This is a genomic window from Thaumasiovibrio subtropicus (genome assembly GCF_019703835.1).
Lineage (GTDB): Bacteria > Pseudomonadota > Gammaproteobacteria > Enterobacterales > Vibrionaceae > Thaumasiovibrio > Thaumasiovibrio subtropicus.
Genome location: NZ_AP023055.1, coordinates 268,248 through 283,464, shown reverse-complemented (window position 1 = coordinate 283,464; position 15,217 = coordinate 268,248). Strand labels below are relative to the sequence as shown.

Sequence of the window (15,217 nt, the reverse complement as noted above, 5' to 3'; positions counted from 1 at the left end):
TGGATTCATTAAACGCCTTTTACCGATAAGAAAAAATACATTGAAATTATAGCTAGCATAAGCATTGATTATGTTTACACTCAAGCCACCTCAAGATGCTTGAGCATAGAAGTGGGTTGGCAACCGTTATGAGAATGCCGCTTTGATTCTCTGCCTTAACGCTTGGTGGTGGGGTTCTTTTTCCATGCGTCGATGGTAAATCATATGAATGGGTACGCGATTATAAGCAAGCGGCAAAGCAAAGACTTTTAAACCCAGACGCGATGCCCACTTATGCGCAAAGGTCTCAAACACCGTACCAAGATAATCGGAATCGGCAGCGGCAAGCGCCATCGCTGCCTGACTCGACACTTCAAAGCGCTCACTGCGGGGAGCGAGAGATTGTTTGGCAAATAAATCGAGAAACTGCCGACCATCACGGCGAGCTTTGTAACCAATGTGCCCTTCTTGATAGAACGCAGCCTCTGTCAGCGGCATATTAGCCAAACGGGGATGATCCTCACGACACACCACACAAATCCTTTCACTCCGCACAAGCTCTATTTCAAACGCACTTTCTCGGCTTGTGGTGGTATCAATAACCAAGTCAACTTGCTGTCGGCGTAGCTCATCAAAAAGCTGCTGTTGATCCACAGGAGGCACCCGCAACTGAATGTCAGTGTCATCACCCAGTAAATGAGATAGCCCCTCAATGCAATAAACGGCATGCTCATCACTACTGACTAAGGCATCCTCGATCATCGCTAAGCCCTGTTGTAGCTTATCGGCCAAGGCAACCGCCCGATTTGTCGGCACGATGGTTCGCCCTTCTTTGACAAACAAACTTGTCCCAATTTCGTTCTCTAACCGACGTACTGCCATGCTCACAGCGGGCTGGCTGACCCCCAGATAATCGGCCGCACGGGTAAAAGACCCCTGTTGATAAACAGCAACAAAGGTACGAATCAGGTTCATATCCATAGCAATTCTCTTGGTTTCAATCGAGCTCACATAATCTTTGCTTATGTATCATATAACGCATAGAGGATAGTTAACTAGACCTACCGCTATTTATAATACGCACGATGCCATCGCATTGAGTCTCTGTTTTAACGTCGGGAGGGAATATGAACATTGCCGCTATTTTGCAAGAAAAGTATACCATTTGCGCTGATTTGGCAGAGTTAATCGCCCAAAAAGCACGCATTAAAATCCTACCTAAATCGGCTTATATCAGTTTTCAAGATAGCCAAGTAGAACAAGTTATCTTGCCGTTGAAAGGCGTGCTGGCATTTAGCCCGACCAATGCAGATTACGCTGGCATCACATATAACCTCATCACCCCCGGCATGATTGTCAACGATACCCCCTATCTGCTAAGTACACCCAGTATCGCTGAAATTCGTGCGACAACTGAATGCACCTTTCTCAGTCTCACCTTTGAAGAGACCGATGCTCTCATCGCTGCATACCCACAATTTTTAAAGACCCTGAGTCGAAGTGTTGCTCAAAAACAATATGTCTTTCACACTTTGTTCCACCTTCGTGCAGAAAAAAATGCGGATTTAAAGGTGAGACGTGCACTCGCAGTACTGGCTGATGTGATGGAAGACCGTATTGTGAGGCTCAATATCCTATCGTTAGCATCGCTACTTGGCATGTCACGAAATCGCGTTGGCGCCAGCATAAAATCGATGATCGCTAACGGTGAGGTGATAAAAGTAAAAGGCGGGTACGAAATCGTGACTTCACTCGCCTTGGCGGCATAAGCAGAAAATAGAACGTACCCTACTGAATGAAGGAGGCACTCCCTCGAATCAATGAAGTGAAATCATTGTTTTTATTGCGACCAAGAATAGCCTTACGCTATCTTACCCGTTGAAACGAAATGCACTGGAACGCATAAAACCAACCAACATCATTCATGGATGAAAAATGATAAAGCACATCAAGATCAACCCAGCAGGTCGGTTAGTGATCGCCTCTGTTGTTTTAACCAATATCGTATATGCCATTATGCTTTGCTACACGATACCAACACTGATGGCATTTTCATCAGGTTTGCCTATTTTTGACATGTCTCCAGCAGGCTACAACGTTGAACAAGCGACACGACTGCTCGATAACTTGGGTGAAACAGGGAGAGCCTTCTATCGATACCAACTTGCGTTGGATTTGATATACCCTGCGCTGTTTGGCTTGTCTTATTTCGCCCTCTTCCAATGGATTTTGAATAAAAATGCCATCACCCGTACAACATGGAGATGGATTTCAATTCTGCCTATTATCGCGGCCTTGTTTGATTATCTTGAAAACATCACAGTTTGGTTGATGCTAAGGTCCTTTCCCAATGTGTCGGAGTTATTGGTAAAAGTCGCGTCGACACTCACTGTTACTAAGAGCACGCTTGTGATGAGCTACTGGTGCAGCTTGCTTGTGCTGCTTTTCATCCTGACGATTCGCAAGTTTAAAAATCGCGATACTAAAGCGCAGCACTAGTGTTTTTCCGGCCATGAACATTTAGCTTTTTCTGCGGCTAACACAGCAAACATGTCATGCCATTGAGTCTGAAAAATAGATTGCAGGTTATACGGAATTTTTCCGCATAATGTGACAAGCTGGCTCTTGATTCTTGTGATAAGACCCTGTTTTTATTTATCAAAATTAGTCATGCCACACTGGCGGTGGTAGGTTATACGGATGTCAGTTTAGGGATATTATGCGGAAATATTCCGTATATAAAGCGTTAGGTGACTAAATGGAACTTACATCAATCGATAAAAGTAGGGTTCACGAGGTCTTGCTGTATTGGCAGAAGCAATGGGATTGGGAATCGCGGATTCTTTTTGGTATTTCGGAAGCTGACTTAAATGAAGTTATTTTGACATGGCCTAATGAACTAGAGCAACGAACTGAACGGATGGCTAGAGCTGTTTTTAAGGGTTTCGGGGAAATTCTCTATGGTGCTTCGAGCTTACCTGAGGCACAGTTTCGAAATGTTCTAGGAGAAAGTCGCAATGAGTTTGAGGTTCTCTTTTCCAGAATCAAAGGTGAACTAAGATACCTCGCCGCGGAGTGATCACCTAACAAGCGCATTAAGCTCAGACGGTTAACAGTTGGCTACCGTTCGTTCCTCACTAATTATAGCCAACTGTTCCCCGCTGCTTATGCGGGCGTTATGTTTTCTCAGGAAGTCATGGATAGAACTCCGAATTTTAGAATCCGATACAGGTTCTACTCACCAAGTGAAAGTGGTCGAAGCAGTCCTCCAAAGCAGGGCTATCGCTCCGACTGGTCATATGAATCGGAAAACATCGATACAGATGGTATTTATATGATATGGCCAAGATTTCTAAACGAGTCCGGAAAAGAGATTGCACAAGGCTCGGATATCCAGGCTGAGGGCGAGGCCAATATGTACATCGTTATGGAAGAAATGATTCCGCAACATGCACCCAAGCTAAGCGTCGGTGTTCGTGGGTTTCTAATGGAGGGCGGTTGGCGTGTAGCGGAAGCCACAGTCATAGAGGTATTATCTCTAGCCCAACCAAAAACATAACAAACCAATTAAGTCTGACCCAGTAAGCGCCGCTGGGTCGGCACGAGGCCGCCACCAGTGTAGCGGCGCTCACTGGGCAGCTTATTGGGGCGTTAGCATCCACAGGAGGACAATTTGAGAGTTAATAAATATGGACTAACCGACACAATTGCTTCTCCAGTAAAAAGAGAAGTGCGCCAGCGTTGCGGTTTCGGTTGCGTAAACTGTGGTAATGCAGTTTATCAATATGAGCATTTAGAGCCTACTTTCGCTGAAGCGAAGGAACACAACCCGGATCACATAGTTTTATTGTGTGGTGGTTGTCACGATAGGGTCTCAAGAAAAATTTTATCAAAAGAAACAATAAAAGTTCGTTCGCAAAACCCAATCTGTAAGCAAAAGGGATTCTCATTCGGTCCATTTGATTTAGGGTTAGTTGAGCCAACAGTGAAAATCGGCACTTTAACCTGTAAAAATGTAGAGTCACTTATTCAAATAGATGACGAGTCAATTTTTTCTATCAAAAAGCCAGAGTGTGAAGGTGCACCATTCCGTATTAATGCTTACCTCGCGGATCGCGATGGTGCTGAGGTTTTAAAAATAACAGATAACGAGTGGGTTACTTCAACATCCAATTGGGATGTTGAAGTTGTAGGCCCCAAAATAACAATTAGAAAAGCTCTTGGTGACATTACCTTAGTTTTACGCACTGAGGCTCCGCATAGCTTAATTGTTGAACGCCTAGAGATGGTTCATCGCGGTGTTAAAATCAGCTGTCGTGAAAACAGTAACCTAGAAGTCGTTACAAGAAGTGGGCAAGTCTTGAAGTCTGCGTCAATGAATATCACAGGCTGCAAAGTTGGCTTTGATATATCAAACAACTCCTTAGCTATAGGTGTTGGTGGTGGTAGTGTTTACATTGGTAATATGACTATCGGGCAACAGCCTACTTTTCCTATCCCGTTTCCCTCAAACCCAAAAGTAATATCAAGGAAAGTCGGTAGGAATGAACCTTGCCCATGCCAAAGTGGGAAAAAATACAAAAAGTGTTGTGGTAGTGTGTGCTAACAAATAAGGATACGTGTCGCGCAGCCGACACTTTATCCGGGTGTTGAACAAGTCCGGACCACTATATAAGGAAATTACTCAGGTAGATTGAAAGGGAGATGAAGCCTGCGCCGAACTTAAAACGAGCGCAACCAAAAGCGACGATAAGCTGGGTCACTTCAATAGGTTACCTTCTGCATCCGTGCTCTCTGTTGACCTCCTATTTGACTGTGCTAATGCCATTCTCCTTATCTTCGCCTTTCGGCTATCTCGGTCGGCTGACTCCAACGCAGATTGGCAGCATGGGCGATTGCAAGCTTCTAGACCTATACGCATAGGCGGCATATTTGCTATGGTTGTGAGTAACTTAGCGCGCGAGACAGACTTGTGAAGAAGCGTGACGCCTCGTTCGTCAACCGCGAGCAAACTAAAATGGCGTTTGGCAAGGTCAACACCGCAATAACAGATGGAATGAGATTGGGTTACCTCCAGTACTCTCACAGCGACCACTTAAGTGTGGCAGATCTTCATGAGGGGGAATCCATGTCATTCGTTATGTACCTATTTGTTCAAAAAAGTTCGCTGTGTGAGCCTATTCTGGCTAGTTGAAGAGTTCTATCGTGGATGCGATAGATTAGAACTAAGTCCGGCTTAATGTGACAGTCTCTAAATCCAGCCCAGTTCCCACTCAATGGATGGTCAACATTTTTAGCGCTAAGTGTTTCGCCACGCTGTAGTTTAGAAATAATGTTGCCTACTTCAAGTACATCAGGGATAGGCAGCTTAGTAACTTTCTTGAAGTCTTTTTTGAATTGCGTTGAGTATTCAAGAAGATACATTGCTTACTTTGTCATCGGTTAGTGTATTGAACAGAGAGTCGACCGAGTCAGCTTTATGGCCTTGGCCAGATACTAATTCTTGCATTGCAGCAATGCTCTCTTGATTCGGCTGTTTTACTTTGAGCTCGAATGGAATTCCACCGTGATTGATCACTGCGTGAGCAAACAGCTTAATGGCTTGTGAGGGGCTCAAACCAACTTCATCACAGATGTTGGTAAAAGCTACTTTGGTATCGTGGTCGATACGTGTACTTAGCATTTCATTTTTCATAGCGCGCACCATTTGTATTGCAATGTAATACATCGTAGCACAAGGCTAGGTCCGGTACATAACAAATAAGGATACGTGTCGCGCAGCCGAGACTTTATCCGGGTGTTGAACAAGCCCGGACCACTATATAAGGAAATTACTCAGGTAGATTGAAAGGGGTGTGAAACCTTGCACCGAATTTAAAGCGAGCGCAACCAGAAGCGACGATAAGCTAGGTCACTTCAATAGGTTACCTTCTATTTGCGTGTTCTCTGTTGACCTCTGTTTCACTGTGCTAATGCCATTCTCCTTATCTTCGCCTTTCGGCTATCTCGGTCGGCTGACTCCAACGCAGATTGGCAGCATGGGCGATTGCAAGCTTCTAACTCTATACGCATAAGCGACATATTTGCTATGGTTGTGAGTAAATTGGCGCGCGAAACAGACTTGTGAAGAAGCGTGACCCCTCATTCGTCAACCGCGTGCAAACTAAAAGGGTGTTTGGCGAGGTCAACACCGCAATAACTGATGGATTGTGACATGGCTACCTCCAGCATTCTCACAGCGATCGCCTAAGTGTGGCAGATCTTCATGAGGGGGAATCCATGTTATTCGTTAGGCTTCAAGGAGGAACCAGTGAATGAATTAGTAAAAGTTAAATTTGAACTAGAGCCTGAGAACACGCTGAACTCCTCTACAGAAACACTGTGGGCTATGCCTCTTGGAAACAACTTATATAGGCTTCAGAACTCGCCGTTTGGTGCATATGGTTATAGTTATGAAGATGTTGTTATCGCGGAAGGGACTGGAATACCAACCGTGGTAGGACTGTATGAAAATTCAGGTCGCTCCACCTACAGGGCTTTGTTGGGAGTGGGAGTGTTAGAAGCCAAGGAATTTAAGAAAGTCTGGGGCAAATTAGAAAGTATAGGTTGCACCTATGAAGGCTTAGAATCCAATTTGCTATCTATCGATGTGCCACCTGATGCTGACATTTTCGAAGCGTATAGTTACTTGGAGGCAGGAGAAAAGGCAGGTTTATGGGATTTTGAAGAAGCAAAGTGTGCACATAACACCGAAGCCTAACAAACGACTATGGCGTCAATAGCTAAGCTTTGGCTATATTTTCATCTCACATGACGCCATCTCGTAGTATTGAATTCAGTATTACAACCATCTTGCGAACGCAGGCAATGATAGCCACTTTCTTAGGTTTCCCTGCATCTAAAAGTCGTGAATAATGGTTTTGAAAACAGGATTACATTGCATGGATGACATCATCGCCATGTATAAAATGGTGTTTGGCAAGGTCAACACCGCAATGACATATGGAATGAGATAGGTTACCTCCAGTACTCTCACAGCGACCACTTAAGTGTGGCAGATCTTCATGAGGGAGAATCCATGTCATTCGTTATATGCCAGTAATCAAAAAGTCGATAGCAGCAATAATTTCGTTTCTAAACGTGGTGAGCTCGTTGACTGGGGTCGTAAGGATTTTAGTTGGTACACTAGCCATTTGTTGTGTAAGAATCACAAAGTCGCCTTCATCAATATTGATCGTAGGGCACAGGTGGCTAGGGGCTTTTTTCTCTAGCAGCTCGATAGGAGTTAAGGGAATAACCAAGCGAGTATTTAGTGAATCTAGCAACTCGCTTTGGACATCAACAAAATAGGGATAAGCGCTTGCGGTGTTCTTATCGTTGTTTTTGTAAAGCGTAAATTGTGACATTAGAATACTCGGTATGAATCGGAAAATAGTCCGTGTTTTGCAGTTAGGTCGTTACAAGCTTCAATAGCTTCGGCATTTTGTTCTAACCATTCGGCTTTCAATTGTTGTTTTACTTCCTTTTCCAAAGCCTTTTCCATTGTTGCTGATAGGTTGATGTTTAGGCGCTTAGCTTCAGCAAGTAACTCACTGTTTAGGCTAAGGTTTGTAGCCTTTTTAGGTGCATTTGTGCTATATGTATTTCTCATAAAGTAATCCTATACGCATTAATGGTGCGCATTTATTATAGGTGACAGCTAGGCATATAACAAATAAGGATACGTGTCGCGCAGCCGACACTTTATCCGGGTGTTGAACAAGCCCGGACCACTATATAAGGAAATTACTCAGGTAGATTGAAATGGGTATGAAGCCTTGCGCCAAATTTAAAGCGAGCGCAACCAGAAGCGACGATAAGCTACGTCACTTCAATAGGCTGCTTTCTGTTTGCGTGTTCTCTGTTGACCTCCTGTTTCACTGTGCTAATGCCATTCTCCTTATCTTCGCTTTTCGGCTATCTCGGTCGGCTGACTCCGATGCAGATTGGCAGCATGGGCGATAGCAAGCTTCTAGCCCTATACGCATAGGCGGCATATTTGCTATGGTTGTGAGTGATGGAATGAGGTAGGGTTACCTCCAGCACTTACTCTCAAAGATCACCTAAGTGTGGCAGATCTTCATGAGGGGAATCCATGTCATTCGTTATGTAACAAGGAGTGCTCAGTGATAGCTGAAGTCGTAGGAAATTTGGTCGGTTTGATTCTTGCACATAGCATCTTTATAGGAAGCGATCTCCAAGAAGATGAATTGATGGTTCCGAGAGTGATCTACTATGAAAATAGCGTCCGAAAAATGGAAGTTTTCGAAGCTGAAACTCAAGTGGATGCAGTGGCAAATGCAGACTTGTTCATTAAAAATTTACCCCAAGAGGTCGATAGTTGGGCTTATGCACAGGATGGTTTAGTTACATTGACGAGCGGAGAGAAGCAAGATGTTTACTACATCAAAGCATGGTCGCGTGGAATGTTGGCCCCCCTTGAACTCTACCAGCCATATACGTTTTCTCCATTTTCATTGGATGGGAACATTAAAGTATTGAACTATAAAGCAAGTGGTTTAGATATGAGAGAGGAAAATACCTTCATTCGTGCAATACAGGAAGGTGCTTTCGCACATCCATCTGCACCTAAAGCTTTACTTGAGCGTTGGTTCGGAAATGTTACATAACAAATAAGGATACGTGTCGCGCAGCCGACACTTTATCCGGTAATTGAGCAAGCCCGTGCCACTCCATAAAGAAATGATTCAGATGAGCTGAAAGGGATCTGAAACACTGCCTCATTCCTACCCAAAACCGACCTACAAGCTTTCACCATCTGTCATTGCAAAGCCCATATCAACCACTTTTTCTTCGTCAGGTCGACCTGAAAGCGAGGCCAGCAGTAGTTCAGCACTGCGTTTGCCAATCTCAAACAGTGGTGTCTCTACACTGGTGAGCTTAGGTGAGATCGCTTGGCCGATGTCGAGTGCATTGTAGCCGACAATACTCAACTGTTCGGGCACCTTAATAGCACGCTGCTGACAAGCGAGTATCGTACCAATCGCGATATCATCGTTCGTACAAAAAACACCGTCTAAGGCGGGCTGCGTGTCTAGGGCTTGCTCAAGCAATTGATGGCCGAGGGTAAAACTGGAATGTGCTTTGGTGAGAACATGCAACGGTGTCAGTCCTGCTTCATTCATCGCATTGTCATAGCCTTGCATTCGCAATCGGGTACGCGTATCAAGCCGCGCGCCAAAGTAGGCGATATGCCGCTTCCCCTTCGCGATCATCGCTTTTACCACGGTATACGCCGCATCGACATGATTGAGCCCGACCGCCATATCGATAGGGCTCTCCGGCAATTCCATCGCTTCGATCACCGGCACATTCGCCGTTTTGATCATTTGCAAGGTGCGCTCGGTATGGGTCGACGCCGTCAACACCAAACCATCAACCTGATAAGAGAGCAAGGCTTCAACTTTGCGCTCTTCAACGTCTTCATCGTAACTAAAATGGGCAATCAAGGTATCGTAACCATTGGCATTCGTCACAGACTCGATACCTTGCGCAAAGCGAGAGAACACTTGGTTAGATAGAGACGGCAATAAAACGCCAATCGCCTTACTGGATGCTTTAGATAACATCGCTGGCGTTCGGTTATGGATATAGCCTAACTCTTCAACAATGGCCGCTATTTTTTCCCGCGTTGCCTTTGCAACAGAATCGGGGTTGCGCATGTACCGACTTACCGTCATTTTTGTAATCCCAACACGATCTGCGATATCTTGCAGGGTTGGTCGGGTTCGTTTGCTATCGTTAGCCATCTCTATCTCTTTCGTCATGTTACAGTAACATTATCCGTTATCATGCCGACAATAGAAACCGCTTAGCACGGTAATCCATGAGGTTTTTCAGGCTTCTATTACGCGTGAGACGATGAATATTGCAAATAGGCATATTGGCGTGCACTTTGTACTCAAACCACCTTAAGTTGCAGGACTCAGCAATCCCAAAGACGTCCTACTTCATGCATTCAAACCGTGCGACTTCTTCATTTATGAATATGTGGAATAGATCGTTTTCGTGCTTTTCGTTGGGCTGCGAGCGGTCAACAGTGATAGTTTACCCGTAAGTTCTTGGTAGATTGATTGGGGAAGTATGGAAGTTACATTTGAGGTATTGGCATTTCTGTTTTTTGTCGCGGGTATCGCAGGCTTTATCGATGCCATGGCTGGCGGCGGCGGATTGTTAGTACTCCCTGCACTGCTTTCTGTCGGCGTACCACCAACACAAGCGCTTGCCACCAATAAGCTACAAGGTACCTTTGGCAGTTTTTCAGCAAGCTGGTATTTCATCCGCAATGGCATTGTCAGCATCAAAGAGCTCAAACTTGCCATCGTGTGCACCTTTATTGGTTCCGCTATCGGTGCGGAACTGGTACAACACATTGATGCGAATGTATTAACCAGCTTAATCCCGATACTGCTTATCGCCATCTCACTATACTTTTTACTGGCCCCGAAAACGGAAGCACAGGACGACAAGCCCGGCATGGCTACCAACCTGTTTGCTTTTTCAGTTGGTACCAGCATTGGCTTTTACGATGGCTTTTTTGGGCCCGGCACTGGGTCGTTGTTCACGGTCTGCTTTGTTGCGCTCGGCGGGTTTACTCTGGTACAAGCCACTGCGCGTACCAAAGTCCTCAACTTCACCTCTAACTTCGCCGCACTGTTGTTCTTTATTTTTGCAGGCTTGCCTGTTTGGGAACTCGGCTTGGTGATGGCCGTTGGTGGCTTCATTGGCGCGCAATTGGGGGCAAAAGCGGTGATCGGCAAAGGGCAGAAGTTCATCCGCCCCATGGTGATTACAATGTCGATGCTAATGGCGTTGAAGTTGCTGTGGGAGCAGCATCAAGAATGGCTTCTATCACTGCTTTAACACGGGCAATGCGATAGTTTGATTGCCGCACACAAATATGGATAGGTCGGTGCAGTGGTGCAAGGTCCTCAAAATAAAACAGATAGCGAGGATCGATCCCTAAGGTTCTTGCGACCATCAAAGGCACAATAGCGGGAGGAGCACCTCTCATCGCTAACTGCGCTGCAGCCACATAGTTACCAATCTCCATCACCGCCTCTATCCCTAAGCGCTGTAACACACTGGCTTGATAGGTATTCGCGGTGTTGGTGAGGTTATTCGTAATTAATCCAGCGGGTAACTCAGTAATTGCTTCACGGCTGACGATATAAAACGGCTCATCAAAGAGGTGAAACGTCATCAGGCCATGCTGCGGAGGAAGGTTGCCCGCGCAAACGCCAACCATGGCGCGGCCTGATTTTACATTCTCGACAATACGCGGCGTATTATTCGTTGTCAGCGTTAGGTGAGGGTCTGTCGCCATATAGGCAGGAATGATGTCATGGAGTAACCCAGCAAGGACCGTTTCAGAGCAGTCAATACGGATCAGGCTGCGCTCCTCTAACGACTGCTGCTCATAGATACGCCCACGCAACTCATTAAAACTCGGACCAATACTGGCAATCAACGCTTGCGCGTCTTCAGTCAGCCTGACGTAACGCCCGTCCGGCTCAATCAGTTTTTTACCGAGCTTTTTTTCTAGGTTGGTGATGCGCTTACTGACAGCCGATTGACTGATATAGAGCTTGCTTCCCGTGCGGCTCATGGTGCGCTCTTTCCCAAGCACTAACAGCGTTTCTATCCCTTCGAGTAACATCTTCTACCCATGAATGATTGGAATAGAGCCAGTATACGCCAATATACGCTCAGTAAGCGCGCCTCAGCTTCAAATCTCATACCGAATGGCTCGCGTATTATCAATCAAATATAAATAACCGCTTTCAAAGGCATTTTTTGAGGCCTTTATCCTTCTCCATCCTAAGCGGTTTGCTAAGCGAATACTCGCTAAATTATGCTCTGCGATAAAGACTTCTACCGTGCTGAAATCCGTACGGTTTGCTAACGCCTCGATTGTCATCTCACACATTCGCGTGGCGTACCCTTTTCCCCAGAACTGTCTTAACAGGAAATAGCCGAAATCTGCTTTGCCGCCTAACATCTTGATACCACAAAACCCGATTAGGTCATTGGTCGAAGCCTCACGAAAGACAAGTCGTGACGGGTTATTCAATGCATCATCAAACCACTGTTGCGCTTCTGCATCGGTTAAAGGGCGTCGAGGCCCCAGATATCGCATCACTTCTGGGTCTTTGAGCAGTGCAAAAACACTCTCTTTATCAGATAACGACAACTCTGATAGATATATCGCGGCCATCCCTTCTCTCTAACAACCTAAAAAACAACAACATACCCTGTTTAATCGCCACTTAAAACACCCTAAAACGTAAGCGAGTAAAGATCAGGTTTCTTCAATCAACATTTTTGCATGTCGCGACAAAAAAACATTGTTGTACTCGGTAAAGCGGAAACGGCATAGTCGCGCCGATCTCATTCAGATCATTTTCAATATTCTTTCAATCTATTTACTTCGAGGTATTGTTCTGTGGAAAGCTCACGTCTCTCCGCGGCGTCGCCGTCTGTTGCTATTCCTGTCGCTGCGCTATCACTTTATGCTGTCGCGTCTGGCTTCTTAATGAGCCTTATTCCGCTCATGGTAGCGCAAGCACACTGGAGCAATACCTTGGCTAGCTGGCTCGCCAGTGCATTCTATGCGGGCTTATTGATCGGAGCACTGTTCATTGAACCCTTGGTGAATAAGTTGGGCCACCGCAAAGCATTTATGGTTAGTTTGTTGGTCTTTATGTTCACCGTGCTACCACTGATGCAGCAGCAGTCACCTGTAGCTTGGTTAGCGGCACGCTTGATTGCCGGTATAGCCGTTGCCAGCATCTTCGTCATCGTTGAAAGCTGGTTATTGTTTGGAGAGCCAAGCCAACGAGCAAAACGCTTAGCCATTTACATGGCAGCGCTTTATGGCGGTGGCGCATTAGGGCAACTGGGCATAGGTTGGGTGGGCATTGAAGGCCTCTTACCATTCACGGTCATATTGATCGCGCTGGCTTCGGCATTATTGGTGCTTTTTCTACCCCTCGTCGAACCGGCTAAACAAACGCACAGCCACCCGCTTTCACTGAAGCGTGTGTTTGCACTGAACCACGCCGCATTGATGGGCTGTGTAGTTTCGGGGCTGCTATTAGGGTCCGTTTATGGCTTGTTGCCACTGGCACTCAAAATGCGAGAGATTTCTTTAGAGAACATCGGCACACTGATGGCGGCGATTGTCATGGGTGGCATGGTCGTTCAACCGTTGATTTCTCGCCTATCAGCCGTGATTGGTCGTACGCTGTTGATGGCACTTTGCTGTGTAGTTGGCATGGCGGCGGTGGGCGCAGCATCAAGCATCGCCAATGGATGGCCTCTTGCTGTGAGTCTTTTCGCCTTAGGGATGGCCGCATTTGCGCTTTACCCAGTGGCGATCAATTTAGGATGCCAAGCATTGCCAGAAGAGGAAATTGTGTCAGCAACCCAAATCATGTTGTTTTGTTACAGCATTGGCTCAGTCACTGGCCCACTGCTTGCAGACCCGTTTTTAGGCAGTGAAGCAGGATTAATGGGTTACCTGTTTGCTATTTTTGCAGCAACAACCGCTTACATGCTGATTGCCGCACTCAAACGCAAACCCGAGCTCTCAATGCCTGAATAATAACTAAACCTGTTGAAGGAGGCGTAAGCCTCCTTATTGAAGCAAACGCAACTAACCACAACATGGCTCACAGCGCATAGAGAGAATGATAGATGTTTACCGTCATTTCAAACTTGCTGCTGTGACGCGTCAACGCCTTCACCACAGTGTTAAACGTCTCTTCATTGCCATAGCGTGTTTGCAGAGCATGATACCGACGCTCGGATGAAAACAGCACATGGGCTAGCTGTTGTGGCGTGATAGAAAACGTAAGTTCGCCTTGTTGAACATGCAAGGTTTTCAGGCTTTCGACATCCGACAAGTTCTCGGCATGGTTGTAAGAAGATCCGCTTGTCCTGGTTTCTGCATCAAGTAATGCCATCATTGGCGCAAGCATCACTTCAAAATCATAAACCAAGATGCGCGCGTCAGTTTTGCATACCCGCTTCAGCTCTTTGATTAAGGTTGCCGATTTTGCATAGTAAAGAGAACCCGCAAACGACACGAGATCAACACGCTTGTCGTTTATCGGCAAGCACTCCCCTGTCCCTTGTCGATACCTAATCTTAGGGCTCTCAATCGCCTTAGCGAGCATGGCTTCACTTGGGTCTATACCCACTATTTCATCACAATAAGGGAGTAATGCGCGCGTCGATACGCCGGTACCACATCCAATATCTAGTGCTGTTGAGTAGGTTTTATTGGCAAGAATCTGCTCAAGCAGCGCATCATGAACCGGAGGACGATAGGCGGCATAATGTTGAGAGACCTCGTCGTTATAATTATCGCTCATATTGCTTCCTCAGACACAATTCGCGCGTTCCAATCACGCGAGCAAGAGTAATAGACTCAAACCATCGACTTACATTGAAACGATCGCCCCATCAGCCGCTCTATCAACTTCTCACCTTCAGGCCACTCACCATACCCCGCTTCCGTATGGAAATGATCTGCCCCCGGCTTAATGATGATTTCACTGCGCCACGCATCGGCAAAAAGGTGCGCTCTTTCTAACGAGACATGGGCATCATTATCGCTGGTCACAACAATGCTTGGAAAAGGTAATGGCTCGAAAGACAAAGGACGTTGTACTTGAATCTCTACGATGGCGGAAGGTGAATCAACATCGGCTGGGGCCACTAAGAGCGCACCAATCACCTTGTCTGATTGAAAGGCTTGCGACCACTGTGTGATGGCGACAGCGCCACAACTGTGCCCCACGAGCACCACTTCCCCTTCAATTGTCGACAATGTTTCATTGACGCGCGTAAGCCATTTTTCCCTGTCTGGCACTTCCCAGTTATCTTGCTGCACTCGTACAACATCTGCATATTTTCGCTCAATAATGGTTTGCCAATGCGCTGGCCCAGCATTGGTATAGCCAGGCACTAATACAACGGTGGTCATCTGGTCACACTCTCCCTTATCCTTGTCAGAGTTCGATGAAAATCACAGATAAACTAGCAATTTAGCACATTCCGGTAAGCACAGTAAAAACTAACACTAGAGTGTGAATGAGGTGTGAGCACAGGTCTAAGCCTATATTCAGGCCGACTTTAAAGATAAAAAAATCGCCCCTTGCGGAGCGATTTG

At 46.1% G+C, this 15,217-nt stretch carries 19 protein-coding genes and 3 pseudogenes; 9 read left to right on the top strand and 13 right to left on the bottom strand.

Annotated features, from left to right (window positions below; genetic code table 11):
• Nucleotides 1-126: 126 nt before the first annotated feature.
• Complete coding sequence (locus TSUB_RS17565; protein ID WP_087018223.1) at nt 127-960, bottom strand: LysR family transcriptional regulator; 834 nt, start codon at nt 958-960, stop codon at nt 127-129.
• Between the two features lie 146 nt (nt 961-1,106).
• On the opposite strand from TSUB_RS17565, the gene TSUB_RS17560 reads away from it, so the two are divergent.
• From TSUB_RS17560 to TSUB_RS25075, 5 genes are all read left to right on the top strand, one after another.
• A complete protein-coding gene (locus tag TSUB_RS17560; RefSeq protein ID WP_087018221.1) occupies nt 1,107-1,748 on the top strand; it encodes a Crp/Fnr family transcriptional regulator in 642 nt (213 codons plus the stop codon).
• Nucleotides 1,749-1,914: 166 nt separating this feature from the next.
• Complete coding sequence (locus TSUB_RS17555; protein ID WP_087018219.1) at nt 1,915-2,478, top strand: hypothetical protein; 564 nt, start codon at nt 1,915-1,917, stop codon at nt 2,476-2,478.
• 259 nt (nt 2,479-2,737) lie between these two features.
• Complete coding sequence (locus tag TSUB_RS17550; RefSeq protein ID WP_087018217.1) at nt 2,738-3,058, top strand: hypothetical protein; 321 nt, start codon at nt 2,738-2,740, stop codon at nt 3,056-3,058.
• Between the two features lie 255 nt (nt 3,059-3,313).
• Nucleotides 3,314-3,538 (top strand): hypothetical protein, encoded by a 225-nt coding sequence (locus TSUB_RS17545; protein WP_087018215.1) that lies wholly within the window; start codon nt 3,314-3,316, stop codon nt 3,536-3,538.
• Between the two features lie 114 nt (nt 3,539-3,652).
• The gene (locus tag TSUB_RS25075) at nt 3,653-4,585 is read left to right on the top strand and encodes an SEC-C metal-binding domain-containing protein (RefSeq protein ID WP_087018213.1); all 933 of its coding nucleotides are present in this window, start codon (nt 3,653-3,655) and stop codon (nt 4,583-4,585) included.
• 291 nt (nt 4,586-4,876) lie between these two features.
• On the opposite strand, the pseudogene TSUB_RS17535 reads toward TSUB_RS25075, so the two are convergent.
• The 4 genes and pseudogenes from TSUB_RS17535 to TSUB_RS17520 all read right to left on the bottom strand — a co-directional run.
• Nucleotides 4,877-5,032 (bottom strand): annotated as a pseudogene (locus TSUB_RS17535) (IS110 family transposase); the annotation flags it as partial.
• A gap of 101 nt (nt 5,033-5,133) precedes the next feature.
• Nucleotides 5,134-5,403: a type II toxin-antitoxin system YafQ family toxin gene (locus TSUB_RS17530; RefSeq protein ID WP_087018209.1), complete on the bottom strand. Its 270-nt coding sequence runs from the start codon at nt 5,401-5,403 to the stop codon at nt 5,134-5,136.
• Nucleotides 5,390-5,674 (bottom strand): type II toxin-antitoxin system RelB/DinJ family antitoxin, encoded by a 285-nt coding sequence (locus TSUB_RS17525; RefSeq protein WP_087018207.1) that lies wholly within the window; start codon nt 5,672-5,674, stop codon nt 5,390-5,392. The genes TSUB_RS17530 and TSUB_RS17525 overlap by 14 nt, the downstream gene beginning before the upstream one ends.
• Nucleotides 5,675-6,027: 353 nt before the next feature.
• Nucleotides 6,028-6,195: pseudogene (locus TSUB_RS17520) on the bottom strand (IS110 family transposase); the annotation flags it as partial.
• A 94-nt stretch (nt 6,196-6,289) separates the two neighbouring features.
• On the opposite strand from TSUB_RS17520, the gene TSUB_RS17515 reads away from it, so the two are divergent.
• A complete protein-coding gene (locus TSUB_RS17515) occupies nt 6,290-6,739 on the top strand; it encodes a DUF4265 domain-containing protein (protein ID WP_159064829.1) in 450 nt (149 codons plus the stop codon).
• A 46-nt stretch (nt 6,740-6,785) separates the two neighbouring features.
• Here TSUB_RS17515 and TSUB_RS17510 read toward each other — a convergent pair.
• From TSUB_RS17510 to TSUB_RS17500, 3 genes and pseudogenes are all read right to left on the bottom strand, one after another.
• A pseudogene (locus TSUB_RS17510) lies at nt 6,786-6,952 on the bottom strand (IS110 family transposase); the annotation flags it as partial.
• 115 nt (nt 6,953-7,067) lie between these two features.
• Nucleotides 7,068-7,385, bottom strand: coding sequence for a CcdB family protein (locus TSUB_RS17505; protein WP_087018203.1), 318 nt, complete (start codon nt 7,383-7,385; stop codon nt 7,068-7,070).
• Nucleotides 7,385-7,630 carry a type II toxin-antitoxin system CcdA family antitoxin gene (locus tag TSUB_RS17500; protein ID WP_087018200.1) on the bottom strand — a complete coding sequence of 82 codons (246 nt, stop codon included), beginning with the start codon at nt 7,628-7,630 and terminating at the stop codon, nt 7,385-7,387. Before TSUB_RS17500 ends, TSUB_RS17505 begins: the two co-directional genes overlap by 1 nt.
• Nucleotides 7,631-8,144: 514 nt before the next feature.
• Between TSUB_RS17500 and TSUB_RS17495 the strand changes: the two genes are divergently transcribed.
• Nucleotides 8,145-8,648 carry a hypothetical protein gene (locus TSUB_RS17495; protein ID WP_087018196.1) on the top strand — a complete coding sequence of 168 codons (504 nt, stop codon included), beginning with the start codon at nt 8,145-8,147 and terminating at the stop codon, nt 8,646-8,648.
• Nucleotides 8,649-8,780: 132 nt separating this feature from the next.
• Here TSUB_RS17495 and TSUB_RS17490 read toward each other — a convergent pair whose 3' ends face one another.
• Nucleotides 8,781-9,788, bottom strand: coding sequence for a substrate-binding domain-containing protein (locus TSUB_RS17490; protein WP_087018194.1), 1,008 nt, complete (start codon nt 9,786-9,788; stop codon nt 8,781-8,783).
• 334 nt (nt 9,789-10,122) lie between these two features.
• On the opposite strand from TSUB_RS17490, the gene TSUB_RS17485 reads away from it, so the two are divergent.
• Nucleotides 10,123-10,902 (top strand): TSUP family transporter, encoded by a 780-nt coding sequence (locus TSUB_RS17485; RefSeq protein WP_087018192.1) that lies wholly within the window; start codon nt 10,123-10,125, stop codon nt 10,900-10,902.
• Here the strand turns inward: TSUB_RS17485 and TSUB_RS17480 are convergent.
• Complete coding sequence (locus tag TSUB_RS17480) at nt 10,829-11,698, bottom strand: LysR family transcriptional regulator (protein ID WP_087018190.1); 870 nt, start codon at nt 11,696-11,698, stop codon at nt 10,829-10,831. The genes TSUB_RS17485 and TSUB_RS17480 overlap by 74 nt on opposite strands.
• 69 nt (nt 11,699-11,767) lie before the next feature.
• Nucleotides 11,768-12,256 (bottom strand): GNAT family N-acetyltransferase, encoded by a 489-nt coding sequence (locus TSUB_RS17475; protein ID WP_087018188.1) that lies wholly within the window; start codon nt 12,254-12,256, stop codon nt 11,768-11,770.
• 228 nt (nt 12,257-12,484) lie between these two features.
• Here TSUB_RS17475 and TSUB_RS17470 point away from each other — a divergent pair, with 228 nt between their 5' ends.
• On the top strand, nt 12,485-13,645 hold the full coding sequence (locus tag TSUB_RS17470; RefSeq protein WP_087018186.1) for an MFS transporter: 1,161 nt from the start codon (nt 12,485-12,487) through the stop codon (nt 13,643-13,645).
• 67 nt (nt 13,646-13,712) lie between these two features.
• Here the strand turns inward: TSUB_RS17470 and TSUB_RS17465 are convergent, their stop codons facing one another.
• Nucleotides 13,713-14,417, bottom strand: a complete 705-nt coding sequence (locus tag TSUB_RS17465; protein WP_087018184.1) for a class I SAM-dependent methyltransferase — start codon at nt 14,415-14,417, stop codon at nt 13,713-13,715.
• 56 nt (nt 14,418-14,473) lie between these two features.
• Nucleotides 14,474-15,031: an RBBP9/YdeN family alpha/beta hydrolase gene (locus tag TSUB_RS17460; RefSeq protein ID WP_087018182.1), complete on the bottom strand. Its 558-nt coding sequence runs from the start codon at nt 15,029-15,031 to the stop codon at nt 14,474-14,476.
• Nucleotides 15,032-15,217: the final 186 nt, after the last annotated feature.

Bases quoted from the DNA above. Each gene is read 5' to 3' on its own strand.
- TSUB_RS17565 (WP_087018223.1), bottom strand. From the start codon at position 960: ATGGATATGAACCTGATTCGTACCTTTGTTGCTGTTTATCAACAGGGG.
- TSUB_RS17560 (WP_087018221.1), top strand. From the start codon at position 1,107: ATGAACATTGCCGCTATTTTGCAAGAAAAGTATACCATTTGCGCTGAT.
- TSUB_RS17555 (WP_087018219.1), top strand. From the start codon at position 1,915: ATGATAAAGCACATCAAGATCAACCCAGCAGGTCGGTTAGTGATCGCC.
- TSUB_RS17550 (WP_087018217.1), top strand. From the start codon at position 2,738: ATGGAACTTACATCAATCGATAAAAGTAGGGTTCACGAGGTCTTGCTG.
- TSUB_RS17545 (WP_087018215.1), top strand. From the start codon at position 3,314: ATGATATGGCCAAGATTTCTAAACGAGTCCGGAAAAGAGATTGCACAA.
- TSUB_RS17530 (WP_087018209.1), bottom strand. From the start codon at position 5,403: ATGTATCTTCTTGAATACTCAACGCAATTCAAAAAAGACTTCAAGAAA.
- TSUB_RS17525 (WP_087018207.1), bottom strand. From the start codon at position 5,674: ATGAAAAATGAAATGCTAAGTACACGTATCGACCACGATACCAAAGTA.
- TSUB_RS17505 (WP_087018203.1), bottom strand. From the start codon at position 7,385: ATGTCACAATTTACGCTTTACAAAAACAACGATAAGAACACCGCAAGC.
- TSUB_RS17500 (WP_087018200.1), bottom strand. From the start codon at position 7,630: ATGAGAAATACATATAGCACAAATGCACCTAAAAAGGCTACAAACCTT.
- TSUB_RS17490 (WP_087018194.1), bottom strand. From the start codon at position 9,788: ATGGCTAACGATAGCAAACGAACCCGACCAACCCTGCAAGATATCGCA.
- TSUB_RS17485 (WP_087018192.1), top strand. From the start codon at position 10,123: ATGGAAGTTACATTTGAGGTATTGGCATTTCTGTTTTTTGTCGCGGGT.
- TSUB_RS17480 (WP_087018190.1), bottom strand. From the start codon at position 11,698: ATGTTACTCGAAGGGATAGAAACGCTGTTAGTGCTTGGGAAAGAGCGC.
- TSUB_RS17475 (WP_087018188.1), bottom strand. From the start codon at position 12,256: ATGGCCGCGATATATCTATCAGAGTTGTCGTTATCTGATAAAGAGAGT.
- TSUB_RS17465 (WP_087018184.1), bottom strand. From the start codon at position 14,417: ATGAGCGATAATTATAACGACGAGGTCTCTCAACATTATGCCGCCTAT.
- TSUB_RS17460 (WP_087018182.1), bottom strand. From the start codon at position 15,031: ATGACCACCGTTGTATTAGTGCCTGGCTATACCAATGCTGGGCCAGCG.